General features: G+C 61.0%; 13 protein-coding genes. 6 read left to right on the top strand and 7 right to left on the bottom strand.

Translation table 11 applies throughout. The annotated features are described in order from the left end of the window. Positions 1–205 precede the first annotated feature (205 nt). The 3 genes from CLV45_RS10180 (at position 206) to mtaB (ending at position 3912) form a co-directional block, all read left to right on the top strand. Positions 206–2059, top strand: a complete 1854-nt coding sequence (locus CLV45_RS10180) for an LTA synthase family protein (protein ID WP_100336248.1) — start codon at positions 206–208, stop codon at positions 2057–2059. 52 nt (positions 2060–2111) lie between these two features. After that, positions 2112–2474 carry a hypothetical protein gene (locus tag CLV45_RS10185; protein ID WP_100336249.1) on the top strand — a complete coding sequence of 121 codons (363 nt, stop codon included), beginning with the start codon at positions 2112–2114 and terminating at the stop codon, positions 2472–2474. A 97-nt stretch (positions 2475–2571) separates the two neighbouring features. Then, a complete protein-coding gene (mtaB, locus tag CLV45_RS10190; protein WP_100336250.1) occupies positions 2572–3912 on the top strand; it encodes a tRNA (N(6)-L-threonylcarbamoyladenosine(37)-C(2))-methylthiotransferase MtaB in 1341 nt (446 codons plus the stop codon). Between the two features lie 89 nt (positions 3913–4001). On the opposite strand, the gene CLV45_RS10195 is transcribed toward mtaB, so the two are convergent. The 3 genes from CLV45_RS10195 to CLV45_RS10205 form a co-directional block, all read right to left on the bottom strand. Further along, on the bottom strand, positions 4002–4688 hold the full coding sequence (locus tag CLV45_RS10195) for a hypothetical protein (RefSeq protein ID WP_100336251.1): 687 nt from the start codon (positions 4686–4688) through the stop codon (positions 4002–4004). Between the two features lie 57 nt (positions 4689–4745). Continuing rightward, positions 4746–5645, bottom strand: coding sequence for a hypothetical protein (locus CLV45_RS10200; RefSeq protein ID WP_157807404.1), 900 nt, complete (start codon positions 5643–5645; stop codon positions 4746–4748). Positions 5646–5789: 144 nt separating this feature from the next. Further along, the gene (locus tag CLV45_RS10205; RefSeq protein WP_100336253.1) at positions 5790–7028 is read right to left on the bottom strand and encodes an ABC transporter permease; all 1239 of its coding nucleotides are present in this window, start codon (positions 7026–7028) and stop codon (positions 5790–5792) included. Positions 7029–7274: 246 nt separating this feature from the next. Here CLV45_RS10205 and CLV45_RS10210 point away from each other — a divergent pair, with 246 nt between their 5' ends. From CLV45_RS10210 to CLV45_RS10220, 3 genes are all read left to right on the top strand, one after another. Next, positions 7275–8546: an asparagine synthetase B gene (locus CLV45_RS10210; RefSeq protein ID WP_394338485.1), complete on the top strand. Its 1272-nt coding sequence runs from the start codon at positions 7275–7277 to the stop codon at positions 8544–8546. Positions 8547–8646: 100 nt separating this feature from the next. After that, positions 8647–9423 carry a carboxypeptidase-like regulatory domain-containing protein gene (locus CLV45_RS10215; protein WP_100336255.1) on the top strand — a complete coding sequence of 259 codons (777 nt, stop codon included), beginning with the start codon at positions 8647–8649 and terminating at the stop codon, positions 9421–9423. Between the two features lie 195 nt (positions 9424–9618). After that, complete coding sequence (locus tag CLV45_RS10220; protein WP_100336256.1) at positions 9619–11469, top strand: glycoside hydrolase family 2 protein; 1851 nt, start codon at positions 9619–9621, stop codon at positions 11467–11469. Positions 11470–11587: 118 nt separating this feature from the next. Here CLV45_RS10220 and CLV45_RS10225 read toward each other — a convergent pair whose 3' ends face one another. The 4 genes from CLV45_RS10225 to lpxK all read right to left on the bottom strand — a co-directional run bounded on the left by CLV45_RS10225 (position 11588) and on the right by lpxK (position 15860). Next, positions 11588–12049: a hypothetical protein gene (locus CLV45_RS10225; protein ID WP_100336257.1), complete on the bottom strand. Its 462-nt coding sequence runs from the start codon at positions 12047–12049 to the stop codon at positions 11588–11590. A gap of 88 nt (positions 12050–12137) precedes the next feature. Further along, positions 12138–12749, bottom strand: a complete 612-nt coding sequence (miaE, locus tag CLV45_RS10230) for a tRNA-(ms[2]io[6]A)-hydroxylase (protein ID WP_100336258.1) — start codon at positions 12747–12749, stop codon at positions 12138–12140. 41 nt (positions 12750–12790) lie between these two features. After that, positions 12791–14812, bottom strand: a complete 2022-nt coding sequence (locus CLV45_RS10235; protein WP_157807405.1) for a putative porin — start codon at positions 14810–14812, stop codon at positions 12791–12793. Next, entirely contained in the window at positions 14805–15860 is a 1056-nt protein-coding gene (gene lpxK / locus CLV45_RS10240) for a tetraacyldisaccharide 4'-kinase (RefSeq protein ID WP_100336260.1), read from the bottom strand. The genes CLV45_RS10235 and lpxK overlap by 8 nt, the downstream gene beginning before the upstream one ends. Positions 15861–15980 lie beyond the last annotated feature (120 nt).

Genomic DNA, 15980 nt, shown 5'->3' on the forward strand with positions numbered 1-15980 from the left:
TACCACCCTTCAAATATGAGTTATTTTTCGACAAACTACTCATTTTCGTACCCGAACCCTTCCTAACCGAAGGCTATTCAGCAAATCACCACCTATTTTTACCATAAAACACCTTAAAAAAACCAACCTACCCTTCCAAAGCCCGCAGTTGGGTTTCGTGCCGTAGGGTTTCGGTAGCCCGGGGCTTTCCTCCTACCTTTGCGGGGTGAGAAACCGCTTTGCGTTCCAGCCGCGCTACTTTTTGTTCTGGCTGGTGTACTTCGTCGTCACGAAGGCTGCTTTTTTGCTTTACCACGCTGCCAAAACGGCCGCCTTGCCCGCCGGCAGCGTGGCGCGCATCTTCGGCTACGGCCTGCGCCTCGATGCCTCGGCTACGGCCTACCTGAGCGTGGTGCCCTTTCTGGTCTTTGCCGTGGGCAGTGCCCTGCCCGCCCGCTGGTTTCCGCGCCGCCTGCTCTCATTCTACTCGGCCGTGCTGGGTGTGGTCGTGGCCTTTTTCACCGTGGCCGACCTGGAGCTCTACCGCACCTGGGGCTTTCGGCTCGACGCTACGCCCCTGCAGTACCTGAACTCGCCGGGCGAAATGGCTGCCTCGGCCGGTAGCGCTCCCCTCCTCCTCCTAACCGGTATTCTGGCCGGGCTGCTCGGGCTGGGCTGGTGGCTCTATAAGAAGATAGTGGGCCCGATTCCCGACCTGCCGCCGCACTTTGGCCGGGCCCGGGCGGTGCTGGCCAGCGTGCTGTACCTGGCTTTGCTCGTCGTGCCTCTGCGCGGAGGGCTGCAGCAGATTCCCATCAATCAGAGCGACGTCTACTTCAGCGCGTTGCCTTTTGCCAACCATGCTGCCCTGAACGTGCCCTGGAACGTGGCCCAGACCCTGCTGCTGAGTGACAACGGCCCGAACCCCTACCAGTTTATGCCCGACTCGGTGGCCACCCGCACCGTGCAGCAGCTCTACGCCCCGGCCAGCGCCCTGCCCGATACCACCCGCCTGTTGCGCACTAGCCGGCCCAACGTGCTGTTCATCATCCTGGAAAGCTTCACCGGCAAGCTCGTGGCCAGCACCGGCGGCGAAACCAACGTGACGCCCAACCTCGACAGCCTGGCCCGCACCGGGGTGTGCTTTACCAACATCTACGCGGCCGGCGACCGGAGCCAGAAGGGCTTGGTGGCCTTGCTTAGCGGCTACCCCAGCCAGCCCGCCACCAGCATTATTAAGTATCCGCGCAAAACCGAGCACTTGCCCCACCTCTGCCGCTCCCTGGAGCAGGTCGGCTATAAGTCCCACTATTATTACGGCGGGGAGCTGGCGTTTGCCAACATGAAAAGCTACCTGGTGGCGGCCGGCTACGACCAGTTTACCGAACGGGCCGACTTTGCCCGCAGTGAGCAAAACTCCAAGTGGGGCGCCCACGACCATGTGCTCTTCGACCGGGTGCTACGGGATTTGCAGGCCCAGCCGACGCCCTTCTTTGTTACGGCCTTTACCCTGAGCAGCCACGAGCCCTTCGAAATTCCGATTCCGCGCAAATTCAAGGGCACCGACGAAACGGCCCTGTTCCGCAACTCCGTGTATTATACCGACTGGGCCCTGGGCCGCTTTCTGCGCTCGGCCCGGCAGCAGCCCTGGTGGGACAATACCCTGCTGGTGCTCGTGGCCGACCACGGCCACACCTTGCCCGGCAACGACCCGAACGAGAGTTACCGCAAGTTCCGGATTCCGCTGGTGCTGGCCGGCGGCGCCCTGCGGCCCGAAGCCCGCGGCCGGGTCTACGGGCAAATTGCCTCCCAAACCGACATAGCTGCCACCTTGCTTCGGCAGCTGCAGCTACCCACCACCGGCTACGTGTGGAGCCACGATTTGCTGCAGCCCCTGCGCCGGCCGTTTGCCTTCTACTGCTTTTCCGACGGCTTCGGTATGGTCAGCCCCACCGGGGTCGTCACCTTCGACAACGTGCCGCGGAAGGTGATTAAGAGCGACACGTTGGTGACCAAGGAGCAGCTGCGCCAGGGGCAGGCGTTTGAGCAGGCTTCGTTCGAGGATTTTCTGCGAAAATAAGCCCGTTCCTAAGCTGCCCGCCAAACCAGGTTTCCTCCTTTATACCCGCCCGATGCCCCAACTGCTGTTCGTTTATAATGCCGATACGGGGCTGGTCAACGGCCTGCTGGATTTGGCCCACAAGCTGGTGTCGCCGGCCACGTACCCGTGCTCCTTGTGCGCCATAACCCACGGCACCCGGATGCGGCCCGAATGGAAGGAATTTGTAGCCAGCCTGCCGCTGGAGTCGGCGTTTCTGCACCGCGACGAGTTTCTGGTCCAGTATCCGGAACGGGCCGCTACGGCGCTGCCGGCCGTGTTTGTGCGGAATAAATCGGGCGGGCTAACGTCCTTTATTACCGCGGCCGAGCTCAACCAGGCCGACCTGCCGGGTTTGATGCAGCTCATTCAGCAGCGCCTGGCCACGGTGGGCTAGGCACGTTCCGGAAGCCGGCTACAACGAAGCCCGCGGATTATTTCCGGCGGGTAGCCCAGGCCTGAACTTCCGAAGCTGTATCTTTGTGGTCTTGCTTATGGAAACCAGAAAAGTTGCCTTTTATACGCTGGGCTGCAAGCTCAACTTCTCCGAAACGTCGGCCATCGGCCGGCAGTTTGAGGAGCGGGGCTTCCGCAAAGTAGCCTTCGAGGATGCGGCCGACATCTACGTCATCAATACCTGCTCCGTCACCGACCACGCCGACCGCAAGTGCCGCAAGGTCGTTAAGGAAGCATTGAAGCACAATCCGGAGGCCTTCGTGACCATCGTGGGCTGCTACGCCCAGCTCAAGCCCCAGGAAATTGCCGAGATTCCCGGGGTTCATGCCGTGCTCGGGGCCGCCGAAAAGTTTCAGCTCGTGGATATCCTGGCCGGCTTCGAAAAGCCCGCTGCCGGGCAGCCCGGCCACGTGCACGCCTCACCCATTGCCGCCGCCACCGAGTTTCACGCCGCCCACTCCTACGGCGACCGGACCCGCACCTTCCTCAAGGTACAGGACGGTTGCGACTATTCCTGCTCATTCTGCACTATTCCGCTGGCCCGGGGCAAAAGTCGCTCGGGCAGCGTGCAGAGCGTGGTGGAACGGGTACAGCAGCTGGCCGCAACCGGCGTGAAGGAAATCGTGCTGACGGGCGTCAACCTGGGCGACTTCGGCCTGCAGGGTCCCGACCGGCAGCGGCTGGAAGACTTCTACGACTTGGTGCAGGCCCTCGACGAGGTGGACGGTATTGAGCGGTTCCGCATCAGCAGCTGCGAGCCTAACCTGCTCACCGACGAGATTATCCGCTTCGTGGCCCGCTCGAAGCGCTTTATGCCCCATTTCCACATTCCGCTGCAGTCGGGCTCCAACAAGATTCTGGGGCTAATGCGCCGGCGCTACCGCCGGGAGCTGTACCAGGAGCGCGTGGCCCTAATTAAGGAGGTAATGCCCCACGCCTGCATCGGCGTCGATGTCATCGTGGGTTTCCCCGGCGAAACCGAGGCTGACTTCCTCGAAACGTACCAGTTTCTCAACGACCTGGACGTGAGCTACCTGCACGTGTTTCCGTACTCGGAGCGCGAAAACACGCTGGCGCCCACCCTGCCCGGCCGGGTGCAGGACCGCCACCGCCACGAGCGGACGACGCAGCTACGGGGCCTGTCGGAGAAAAAGAAGCGCTATTTTTACGGGCAGCACGTGGGCCAGGAAACGGCCGTGCTCTTCGAAGACGACGTGACCAACGGCCAAATGGAAGGCTTTACGCCCAACTACATTCGCGTCGTGGCCAAATACGACCCGCTGCTGGTAGGCGAGATGAAGCGCCTGCGCCTGACGGCCGTGAATCCACAGAACCTGATGGAAGCGGAAGAGCTGGGCGTAGAGGTTTTTCAGCACTAACATTTTAGTTGGCAGCCACTAACTGTAATCAAAAAGGCCCGTTACATCATGTGGCGGGCCTTTTTTTGATTTATACAAATGTACAAAAATCACTTACTCATTTGTTGCTTCATCAGCTCCAACATTTGTTGCATCATGCGCTGCTGTTCCTGCAGGTGCTGGTTGCGCAGCTCGGCCATGGCTAGCTGATGCGCCATTTGCTGGGTGTAGAGGGCAGTCTGCCAGCTGGTATCTTGTTGTGCTGGTAGGGCCGCAGGAGCTACAGCGGGTGCTGCAACGGGCGGCGCAGCTACAGCAGCAACAAAGGCCTGCTGGGCGTCGACTGGCGCGCTGGCCGCAGCAATAACCGCTGGCTCAGCAGCCACGGGTTGAATTTGCGGCGTTATGGCGGGAGCCGGCTCCGCAGCAACTGCGGAACCGGCAGAAGCACGAGCGGGCACCGGCTCAGCAATGAGTTGCGGACTAGCGGCTGGAGCTTCCGGCCGCACCTCGGCTGTCCGGCGGACGGGCGGCGCAGTAGGCGTAGGCTCAGCAGACAAGGCCGAGTTAGTCGTCAGCATAGTACCCATCCCCTGCAACAACCAGTCTTTTGACACATTTGGATATACCTCAAAAACCTTACACAAAAGGTCAAACCCCGGCTTATTCCGCTCATCCACAATGTGCTGGATAACGGTCGCCGTCTTGTCGAGTGACGAAGCAAACGCATTCTTCGATATCCCCAAATGAGCAATAAGCTGCGTAAAGCGCTGCCCGACTGTTCCAGTAGCAACCATATCCAAATGTTTTATAACCCAAATGTAGTAATAATACAGTTACTTGAACCGTAAGATTTACTTTTTCTTCCTTGCCGCGGCCTGCGCTACGGGCTGCAGCAACGGCCGCGGCTGCAAATGGGTGTAGGGAAACACGTAGGTTTCGTCGGGCAGGAACTCAAAGTCATATCGGCTCATGTCGACTGAATAAAACAGCAACAGCGCATTGGGCTGCAGGGCAAATTCGGTCAGGGAGAACTCGGTCAGGGGGAACAAGGACTCGTCTGGGTTAACTTCGCTTCCATTGCCCGCATACAATCGAAGGGCCGCCTGAGGCGTCGTGTCCCATTCTTCCATCCCGTAGAGCTGCGCGACGCGCGCAATCAGCGCGGAGTCGTTGCCGTAGCTGGCCACTACGCCGGCCAGCTCGTCGTGCAGGCGGCGGCTGATAGCCAGCCCCAGCCGCCGCTTCAGCTGGGTGGGCGAGTCGGCTACCAGTTCGGCCAGCGTTACGAGCCGGCCGGTGCGCAGGTTAAATGTGAGATGGTAACTAGCAGGCTCCTGGAAGCCCTGCCAGTTACGGTAAAATTCGAATGAGAGCAGGTAGTTCTGATTGAGCAGCACCGTGTAATCAAACCCTGTCAGGCCGTCGCCCCCGGCTCGCCAGGCTTTAAACTCTTCATCGTAGCAGCATTCGTGCACCGCCTGGAGTAGCTGTCGGTGCAGGCTGGCCGTGGAGTCTAACGTGCTGAAGTTTCTGGTGAAGAAGCGCCATAGTTGCCGGTTGATGCGCCGGGCTACGGCCGCATCGGGCAGGCGAACCTGGGGTACTTGGTAGTAAGTCGCTTCGTTTTTAGCTGTTTGGTCGGTAACGGTGTAGACCTGTGCCTGGGCGCCGGGCGCACCCTGCGCGCCCGCCTGCGGCGCCCTGCTTAGCACCACTCCTACCCCCAACAGCCAACGCACTAATTGTTTCATCGGCTGGAATTGCTACCGTTCGGCAGCTTGCTCATGAAGCGACTTTAAAAATTTGCTCGAAGTAAAACAGCACAACCTACTGGCTAATCGGTGCCTCGTTGCTTGAGGCGCAGAATGGTCGACAGGACGGGGGATACACCCCGCTTACTCGTAGCGCAGAGACTCAATTGGGTCGAGGCCGGCGGCTTTGCTGGCGGGGTAATAGCCCGAAGCCAGGCCCACGGCAATGCAGATGGCCAGGCCCATGCTCATCCAGAACCAGGGCACTAAAAAGGCCCCCTCGCCGATGAAAAGGGAAATCGAATTGCCCATCGTGACGCCTAGCAAAATACCCAGCAGCCCGCCCATCACGCAGATAACGATGGCCTCAATCAGGAACTGCTGGCGAATCTGGCGGGAGGTGGCGCCCAGGGCCTTGCGAATTCCGATTTCGCGGGTGCGCTCCGTCACCGATACCATCATGATGTTCATCAGGGCGATGCTGGCCCCGAGCAGGGTGATGAAGCCCACCAGCCCGCCGCCCATGCGCAGGTTGCCCGACAAGGAGTCGAGTTTGCCGGCCAGCGAGTCGCTGCGCTCCACGTCGAAGCTGTCTTCCTGGCCCAGCTGATCGTGGCGCACGGCGCGCATAATACCGGTGGCCTGCCCGGTGAGGTAGGCCAGGTTTTCGGGCTGCAGAGTGGCCGTTTTCACGTCGTAGGTCAGGGCCCGCTGCCGGGGCATCTGGTTGCCGGTTTCGAGCGGAATGAGCACCATCCGGTCGGCGCCCCCGCCGCCCATGGTCGAGCCGCTTTTTTCCAGCTCGCCCACCACCTGAAAGCGGCGGCCGAGCAGGTAGATGTACTTATCGACCGGACTTTGGTTGGGAAACAGCTTGTCGGTAATTTCCTTGCCCACGATGGCCACATTGGTGCCGTTTTCGAGCTCAATCGAGGAAAAGGCCCGGCCGCGGGCCAGGTTATAGTTCTGAATCTGGAGGTAGTTTTCGTCGCCGGCCACCACGTTCATGTTGGGGTTGGTTTTCTTGCCGTTGGCCTTGACCTCGGCCGCCCCGGCAATGAAGGCCGAAATGCCCACCTGCCCATCGTCGCCGACCTGCTCCTTGTACTGCTTGGCCTGCAGGTAGGTAATGGCGGGGTAAACTTTGCCCTGCACCCCGCCCCGCCGCATGCGGTTGGAGTAGCCCTTGGCCTTAATCTCGAACGAATTAGCTCCGAGGCTGGCGAAGGTCTGGTTCAGGGAGTACTTGATGGCGTCGATGGCCGTCAGGATGCCGACCAGGGACATAATGCCGATGCTCACAATCAGGGCCGTCAGCACGGTCCGCAGCAGGTTGCTGTGAATGGAGCGAAAAGCCTCCTTGATGTTTTCGAGCAGGTGCATAGCAGCTAAGGATAAAATCGGGCGGACGTAAACCGCTAAATTAGGCTGTATCGGCTCCAATCACCGATTTTAAGCCACGGGCGGGCGCCGCAAGGTAACCCGTTTCCGGCAAACTCCGCCCCGTTTCGCTACATTTGTTTAGGCCCGTTTGGCCCAGCCCGGCAACCCCGACGGAATTCTCTGCGTCGGTTTGTTGTACGGTTATTTTACCCCTTCTCTCCCGACTTAGCAGAACCCCCGATGGTGCTGAAGCGAATTCTGCCTTTGCTGCTGCTGGCCGCAGCCTGGCTCGGCGGTCCGGCCGCGGCCTGGGCCAATCACGTCTTTATTCCCATGGACCAGGGCCAGAAAGAGCACCTGAAAGCCTACGGCATTGCCTACTGGCTGCTGGCCCGGCAGGTGGAGGTCGACTGGCTGCTGAACTACCGCGGGGGCAGCTTTGCCTGCGAAAATGCCCAGGGCCTGGAAAACGAGCTGGCCGTGCGCGGCATTACCTACCAGGTTATTTCCGAAGCCCAGTACAGCAGCATCCTGCAGGAAATAGCCGACCCCAACGCCAACATGGACATCATGAAGCTGGAGAAGGCGCCCAAAATTGCGGTGTATACGCCCAAGGGCAAGCAGCCCTGGGACGACGCGGTGACGATGGTGCTGACCTACGCCGAAATTCCCTACACCGAAATCTACGACGACGACGTGCTCAACGGGGTGCTGCCCAAGTACGACTGGCTCCACCTGCACCACGAGGACTTTACCGGCGAGTACGGCAAGTTCTACGCTTCCTACCGCAACCGGCCCTGGTACCAGCAGCAGCAGCGCGACGCGGAAGCCGCCGCCAAACGCCACGGCTTTGCCAAAGTCAGCCAGATGAAGGGCGCGGTGGTGACCCGGATGCAGGAGTTTATTGCCGGCGGGGGGTTCCAGTTTGCCATGTGCTCGGCCACCGACACCTACGACATTGCCCTGGCCGGCCTGGGCCTGGACATGGTGGAAAGCATGTACGACGGTGACCCGGCCGACCCCACGGCCCAATCCAAGCTCAACTTCAACCGCACCCTGGCCTTCAAGGACTTCCAGATCGTGCGGGACCCCTACCAGTACGAATACTCCAACATCGACATGCAGCCCGGGGAACGGGGCGTGTACGAAGACAACGACTATTTCCAGCTCTTCACTTTCTCGGCCAAGTACGACCCGGTGCCGACGATGCTGACCCAGAACCACGAGAAAACCATCAAGGGCTTTATGGGTCAGACCACGGCCTTCCGCAAGCAGCTCATCAAGTCGGACGTGGTGGTGATGGGCGACAACAAGGCCTCGGGCGAAGTGCGCTACATGCACGGCACGCTGGGCAAGGGCACCTGGACCTTCTATGGCGGCCACGACCCGGAAGACTACCAGCACCTGGTGGAAGAAGAGCCCACCGACCTGGCCCTGCACCCCAACTCGCCCGGTTACCGCCTGATCCTGAACAACATCCTGTTTCCGGCGGCCAAGAAGAAAAAGCAGAAAACCTAAGTCGGTAAGCGGCGCGGGAAAGTCAGTGCCGATGCCGTAACTTGCCGGCTTTGGCGGAGCTTACGCTCTGCCAAAGCCACTTTTACTTCTTTCTATCCACATGCTATTTTCGTTACGCGCCTGGGCTCCTTGCCTGCTATTATTCACCGCACTGGCTACTTCGCTGGGCGCCTGCTCCAAAAAAGAAGATGACCCCGCGGCGGTAGTTACTACGGGCACTGTGGAAGGCACCATCAGCCCCAGTGGTTCGGTGCTAAACGTGACGGCCACTACCCCCGGCGGCCTAACGTTTCTGGCCGCTCCCAACGCTACAACGGGTGCGTTTTCCATTCCGAACCTGGCCCCGGGCGCCTACACGCTGAGCTTTGGCCCGGCCACCGGCTACCTGCCCCCTTCCAGCCGCAGCATCACGGTAGTGGCGGGCCAGACGGCCGCGGCCGGCACGGTGGTAGTACCCTCCGACGGCTCGGTAAAAAGTGGCACCATGAGCTGGACCACCGACGGCGTAGCTTATTCCACGACAGTTCTCACGGGCCAGGTAGATGCGGCCCAAAACACGCTCTACATCGTGGGCGAAGCCACAACCAACGGGGTGCGCGACCAGCTTTCCTTGTCCTTGTACCAAAGCTTCCGGGGCCCGGAAACCTACTACCTGGGCGGCCTCTACGAAAGCGGCACGCTGCAACGGGCCACCGGCGGCATCCCGACGGCCACTTACCGGACGGGCGGATCGGCCACGGGTACGCTTAAAATAACCAGCTACAGCGCGGCCACGGGCACCATGAGCGGTACGTTCGGCTTCTCCGGCGTGGACTACAACGGCACCGCGACCCGCACGGCGGCCATTACCAACGGCACGTTTACCCTGCGCTTCTAAACTGGAGCCGACGCCTTGCCAGAGCCTGCAAATCAAGCTGATTCGCAGGCTCTGGCGTTTTTATCCAGTCCACTCCGCTACCGGGGCAAAGAAAACTTGGGTCGGCACTACTACTCGCGGCGGACGGCGCGTATACAGCTACCTTAAGCGGCGTAGCCCCGAGCTACGTCGCAGTTGTTTCCCAACGTCCATCGTATGAACCTAGAGCACATCAACTATGGCCTCTCGGCCAGCCAGGAAGAAACCAAGCCTATTGAGGAAACGCCCAACCCGCTGCCACGGGCCGTACTGCGCCTGAACAACCACGCCCTGCTCGACGGGGAGTGGAACTTCGCCCTCGACCCCGACGACAGCGGCCTGCGCGACGGCTGGTACCTGGGCCACCACTACGAGTACAAGGCCCAGTGGCCGGGCTCCATTGAAACCCATATGGCCCAGGCCAAGGGCCAGAGCCAGCCCCAGGTGTGGCAGGACCGGGTGGTGGCCTGGTACGAGCGGGAATTTACGCTGCCCGAAATTGAAGAGCCCCTGCTGCGGTCCATGTTTCAGCTCACCTTCGGGGCCTGCGGCTACGAAACCCGGGTATGGCTCAACGGCCGGCAGCTGCGCACCATCGAGGGCGAGGATGTGCACTACGGCGAATACACCTCGTTTTCCTACGAGCTGCGGGAAGAAAATCTGCACCTGGTCAACCGGCTGACCGTGCGCATCGCCGACACGATGGACGCCGAAACCACCCGCGGCAAGCAGGAGTCCCACATCTACAAGCGCGGCGGTATCTGGTACCAGACCTACACCGGGGCCGTGCGCAGCGTGTGGCTCGAAATGGTGGAGCGCAACCGCCTCCGCTCCCGGGTGGGCGTCGACAGCGTGGTGGAAGACCAGCTCGTGCGCTTCAACATCACCACCCGCATCCACGACCCGGGCCTGTATACGCTGCGTCTGCAGGTGTTTGAGCGGGGCCGCCGCAACGGGGCTCCACCGCTCTATACCTCCGACTTTCCGCTGCGCCTCGAAGCTGGCCAGAAGCAGCAGCGCGTGGTGCTGGAAATGCCCGGGGCCAAGCTTTGGTCGCCGGAAGCGCCCAACCTCTACCAGCTCGTGGCCCAGCTCATCGACGGCGAAGGCTACGCGGCCCAGATTGAAACCCACTTCGGCCTGCGCAAGATTGAGTCCCGGGGCAAGCACGTGTACCTCAACAACGAGCCCACCTACCTCGACGGAATCCTGTACCAGCCCGGCACGGCCACCTACGAGGAAATGCAGCGCCACATGCACGCCATGCAGAAGCTGGGCTGCAACCTGGTACGGGTGCACATTGCCGGCGTCGACCCGCGCATCTACAACCTGGCCGACGAGCTGGGTTTGCTGCTGTGGGTGGAAGTGCCCAGCCCCCACACCTCCAGCCCGCGCAGCCGCCAAAACCACCAGGAAGAGCTGCTGCGCATGCTGGCCCTGATTGAGTCCCACCCGTCGGTGGTCATCTGGAGCCTCTACAACGAGGACTGGGGCTGTCAGGACATTGCCACCAACCCCGAAACCCGGCGCTACATCACCGACACCTACCACTACATGCAGATCGAGCATCCGCAGTTTCTGGTGGTCGACAACGACGGGTGGCAGCATATTTCCCAGGAAGGCCGCCTGAAATCGGACCTGCTTACGGCCCACCTCTACACCCCCGACTTGCCCCGCTGGCGCGACCTGCTCGACCGGCTCGTGGCCGGGGAGCTCATCGGGGTGGCGGCTTTTCCGCTGGTTATCGGTGATGCTTTCTTCTACCGGCGCCAGAAACCCCTGATTGTGAGTGAGTGGGGCGGTTTCGGCTTTGCCGACTACGGCGGGCCCCAGGCCGGCGAGGAGCGCACCGAGCGGATCCGGCAGTTTAAGCAGGAGCTGCGGGCCCGCCCCATTGCCGGCGACGTGTATACCCAGGCCACCAACATCGAAGATGAGCGCAACGGCGTCGTTGACCCCCACACCGGGGAATTATCGGTGCCACCGGGTATTCTCAACTCCCGGCAGCCCACCGAGCCCACGCCCTAACGGCCAACGGCCTAAGCCTATTCAGCAAGAAAGCCCGGCTGCTTCACAATGAGCAGCCGGGCTTTCTTTATGTGTAAATCCCAGATTGGCAGCTTGTATCGCCCGCGGGGCGGGGCTTCTACTTATCGAAGTGAACAAATTGCCGGGCAAACTCCGGTATTTCGATGTTATTGTAAGGGTCCACGTCCAGGGTCAGCTGAATCATCACGGGCTGACCCTTGGTTACGCCGTAGGCCAGCAGCTCGTAGGCCGAGCCCGCCTCGGTTGGGTAGCTGTACTTAAATGCCTTGGCCGGGACACCCTGAATAAAGCAGGCCACTTCCTGCAAGTCCTTGGCCTTGAGCTTCTTCATATGCTGCTTGGTATAATCCGCCGGGGCACCGTTGCGTAGGTCAGCCGGGTTGAGGTACATCAGCATCAAATCAAACTTGTCGGCCTTCACCTCGTACGGCGAGACGAGCGTGGCCCCCGGCGGCAGGGGGTAGTCCTGCCCGCAGAAGTTGACGGCCGGCGGCGCAGCTTGCCCAACGGCCGCGACGGAAGTAAGTAACAGTAGTAGTAAGGCGTATAGTGCTTTCATGGAAGGTAAAGTAAAACGTTTTAGTTGATAAGCAGAACAGCAAGTGAAGCTATTTTTCTCACTACCAATATTCCGGCCATAATTTCGCTTAGTGCATCCGGTCGTCGCGCACGGGCAGGTTAGTAATGATTTCACCCTCAATCTTGAGCAGCTCCTGCAGGCGGGCATCCACTTCCTTCGGGTCGCGGTACTCCTTGGCCAGATCCACGTAGCTCACGAAGTGGGCCGCTTCGGAAACCATCAGCTCGTAGTAGAACTTGCTCAACTCGGGGTCGGGAATGTGTTTCCACAGGAGCTTGAACCGCTCGCAGCTGCGGGCCTCAATCAGGGCCGACACCAGCAGCATATCCATCAGCTGCCGGTCGCGGTGGTCGCCGCGGCGCACGTGGGTCATGAGTTGCACTACGTACTCGTCGCGCCGCTGCGGGCCCAGCTCGAAGCCCCGTTTGCGCAGCTCCAGCAGCACCCGCTCGAAGTGGGCCCACTCCTCGGCCACGAGCAGGGTAAGCTCATCGACGAGGCGGGTTTTCTCGGGGTATTTCACAATCAGGGAAATGCCAGTGCTGGCGGCCTTCTGCTCGCAGTAGGCGTGGTCAACGAGAATATCCTCAATGTTCTTGCTGGCAATATTCACCCACCGTGGGTCGGTGTTGAGCTTGAGCTTGAGAATGGTTTTTTCCTTGAATTCGGAGGGTTCCATCAGATTCGGAGCGCCACACAGGCACTAATTACTAGTCTAACTTAATCAAAAAACTGCCACCGAATACCAAACTGAAACCGGCGCGGCAGCCCCGTGTAGAGCGGGGTGGCAAAGTAGCCATTGCCGAAATCGTACAACCCCTGGTTGACGTAGGCCATCTTCAAAAATACGGATACGGTTTTGATATCGGTAATAAAGAACACGTCGGCCACGGCGTAGTTGCGGATGGAGAAGTGGTCCTGCACGTAAAACTGCTGGGTTGTGGGGTTGTAGTCGTAGCCCCGGAAGCGGGATTGGTAGTACACGTCGGCCCCTACCTGGCTAAACATGGCCTTTTTGAAGAGGTAGCCCTGGTAGTAGGCCCGGCCGTTGGCCACCAGCTTGGGAATGCGCAGCGCCTCACCTTCCCCGCCCAGCGTGCCGGTGCCCTGGTTGTCGAAGTAGAACTTGCCCAGGTTGAAACGGTGGCGCACGCTGCCAATAACCAGCCCGATGGGTTTATTGAACTGGGCGGGCACGGCCGCCTGGTTGTAGTACACCAGGTCGTTGATGGTCACGACGCTGGCCGAAGCCTCCAGGTAATGGCGGCCCAGCTTCTGGTTTAGGCGGCCGGTCAGCTGGTTGACCAGCGTATTGTTGAACTCCGCAATGGGAGTGCCAGTGGGTACGTCTTTGGTATGGTTCCATTCGTAGTGGTTGCCCACGAAGCGCTGCTGGGTGAGCGTGGGCGAATACGAGGAGCTGTAGAATTCACCGCTCAACGGCCCCAGGCGAGCCGTGCCCCGGAACCAAAACTCGCTGAACGTCTTACCCTCGGGCGTAAGTTGCTGGGCCATTACCTCCCCGGCCGTTTCCACGGCCACCAGGTTGCGGTAGCGAAAATCGGCGGTGCCGCCCAGAAACAGCTGGCCGTAGTGCTGGCTATAGGGGTAGATATACTCACCTAAGCCCGAGTAGCGGTCCTGGTAGTTTTTGGCAAACAGGTTGGCGTTGCGGTAGCGGCCGTAGAGGCGGTAGCCTACCGCGGGCGTGTGGCCCATCACGCCCACCTCGTTTTCCAGCTGCCGATATTCGGTCCGGTCGTTGGTCAGGTTGGCGCTGAGGCGGGTTCCGGGGTAAAACCGCAGCCGGCCGGGGGCATCCAGGGGGAGCGGGCCGCTGAGGGGCCGGTCGGTGTAGTTGTTGAACTGCCGGTGCCAGTCGAAGATGTGGTAGGCCGTCAGGCCCCGGCCCAGCAAGCGCAGGGTCTGCACCAGGCGAATTTCGTCCCGGTCTTCGGCATTCAGGGCCCGGGTCAGGTTGACGTTCTCGAAGCCGTAGCTGAACAGGCTGCCCGGGCGGGGCTTGCCTTTATCCGGACCATCTTCAATACTATCGGTAGCGCCGTAGCGGATGCCGCCCTGCTCGGGCACGCGGTGGCGGGCCGTATTGATGTTGAACAGGGCGTGGTACCGTTCATCCTTGGTTTGGTAGCGGGCAAAGAAGAGCACATTGCTGTGCTCGGTGAAGTTTTCCCGGCCGTTGGTAGCCAACACCTTGCGCGAGGCAAACCGCTCGTAGGCTAGTCCCACGTTCAGGTTTTTGCCCAGGCTGCGCGAATATGACAGCTCAAACACCTGCTCGCCGACGGCACTCTGAATAAAGCGAAAAAACGTGAACGGCGAGCGGGTGTCGTAGTAGGGAATCGTGGCCGAGTTGCGGGCAAACTTGTCGAACACGGTGCGGCCGTAGCGGGCCCCGATGCCGTTATTGGCGTCCCAGAGCAGGCGGCGCGAGGCCGTCCCGACGTTGCCCAGGTCCTGCTGGAAGGTGGTGTCGTGAAACCAGTACCGGTCGCGCACCTGGTTGGTGAGCGTGGTGTCAATCACGCGGCCCTCGTACTGCTCGCGCATGATGTCGGCCTCGTACAGGACCCGGGTAGTTTTGGCCCCGTAGACCACCTTGGTAGAGTCGTCGAGCACCTGGGCCCGCAGCAGGGCAGGCCAGAGCAGCCCCAGCAGCAGGACGATGGAAACGCGGACGAACAAGCGGAAGCAGGACAACGGAAAAAGCAGATCAGACAACAGCGTGGGGCTGAAATAAGGAAGAAAGCAACTGCTGCAGCTGGGCAGCCCCATCGGCCAAAAACTCGACCTGGATGGGAATATAAAAGATAGGTAGTGCCGCCACGGCCGCCTGTAGAGCAGGCTCCAGCAGCCGGACGGCATCTTTCTGAGTGGTAAAAACGCTCTGCCCCGCCCGTAATTGCCCGGCTAGAGCCGCAATATCGGGAAGGGTAAAGGGGTGGTGGTCGGCAAAGGCGGCGTGCTGCACAATGTGGTAGCCGGCGCCGGTCAGGTACTCCAGCAGCGGCCCGGGCTGGGCAATGCCGGTCAGCAACACGATTTCGGGGCTTTCGACCCGCTCCGCCCCGCCCACGGCCACCGGGGCGCCGTAGCAGTAGGTTGAGAACAGCACCGGCACCCGGGGCCGGCTGTAGCGCCGCACCCGGTCCGTAATGGCGGCTTGCTGACTGGCCGTAAGGCCTGAATCACACTTGGTTACCACCACCGCGTCGGCCCGGCGGGCCCCGCCCCGACTTTCGCGCAGCCGGCCGGCCGGCAGCACGTAATCCTGGTAGAACGGGCGGTGCTGTTCGGTCAGCAGAATATTCAACGTGGGCTGCACCCGGCGGTGCTGGTAGGCATCATCGAGGACCACGGCTGTCGGGGCTGGTTCACGCTGCAACAGCGTTTCCAGGCCCATACGGCGGTTTTCGCACACCACAACCGGCACTTGCCCCTGAAAATCCTGGTAGTGCTGCAGGGGCTCGTCGCCGATGGTGGCGGCCGTAGCCGTAGCGTCGGCCTCAAGGTAACCCCGGGTGCGGCGCCCGTAGCCCCGGCTCAGAATGGCCGGCTGCTGCCCGGCGGCCTGCAGCTGGCGCACCAGCCAGGCCACGTGCGGCGTTTTGCCCGTACCCCCGGCCCGCAGGTTGCCCACGCTGATAGTGGGTCGGGCAAACCGTGCTGAGTTCTTTATTCCCTTATCGTAGAGCCAATTGCGCACGCCCAGCACTGCGGCGTAGAGCCAGGCAAAGGGCAAGAGCAACAGGGCAAGGGGATGAGGCATAGCAGGCAACAGCAACGCGGGAGCCACAAAAGTACGCCTACTTCCGCAAGGTACGAAACCAGAGCCGGGCTGGCGGCGCTTTGGCGGGCCGCCCACCCGGCTACGGCCGGCCCTGGGCCG

This window comes from Hymenobacter chitinivorans DSM 11115, assembly GCF_002797555.1.
GTDB classification, from domain to species: domain Bacteria; phylum Bacteroidota; class Bacteroidia; order Cytophagales; family Hymenobacteraceae; genus Hymenobacter; species Hymenobacter chitinivorans.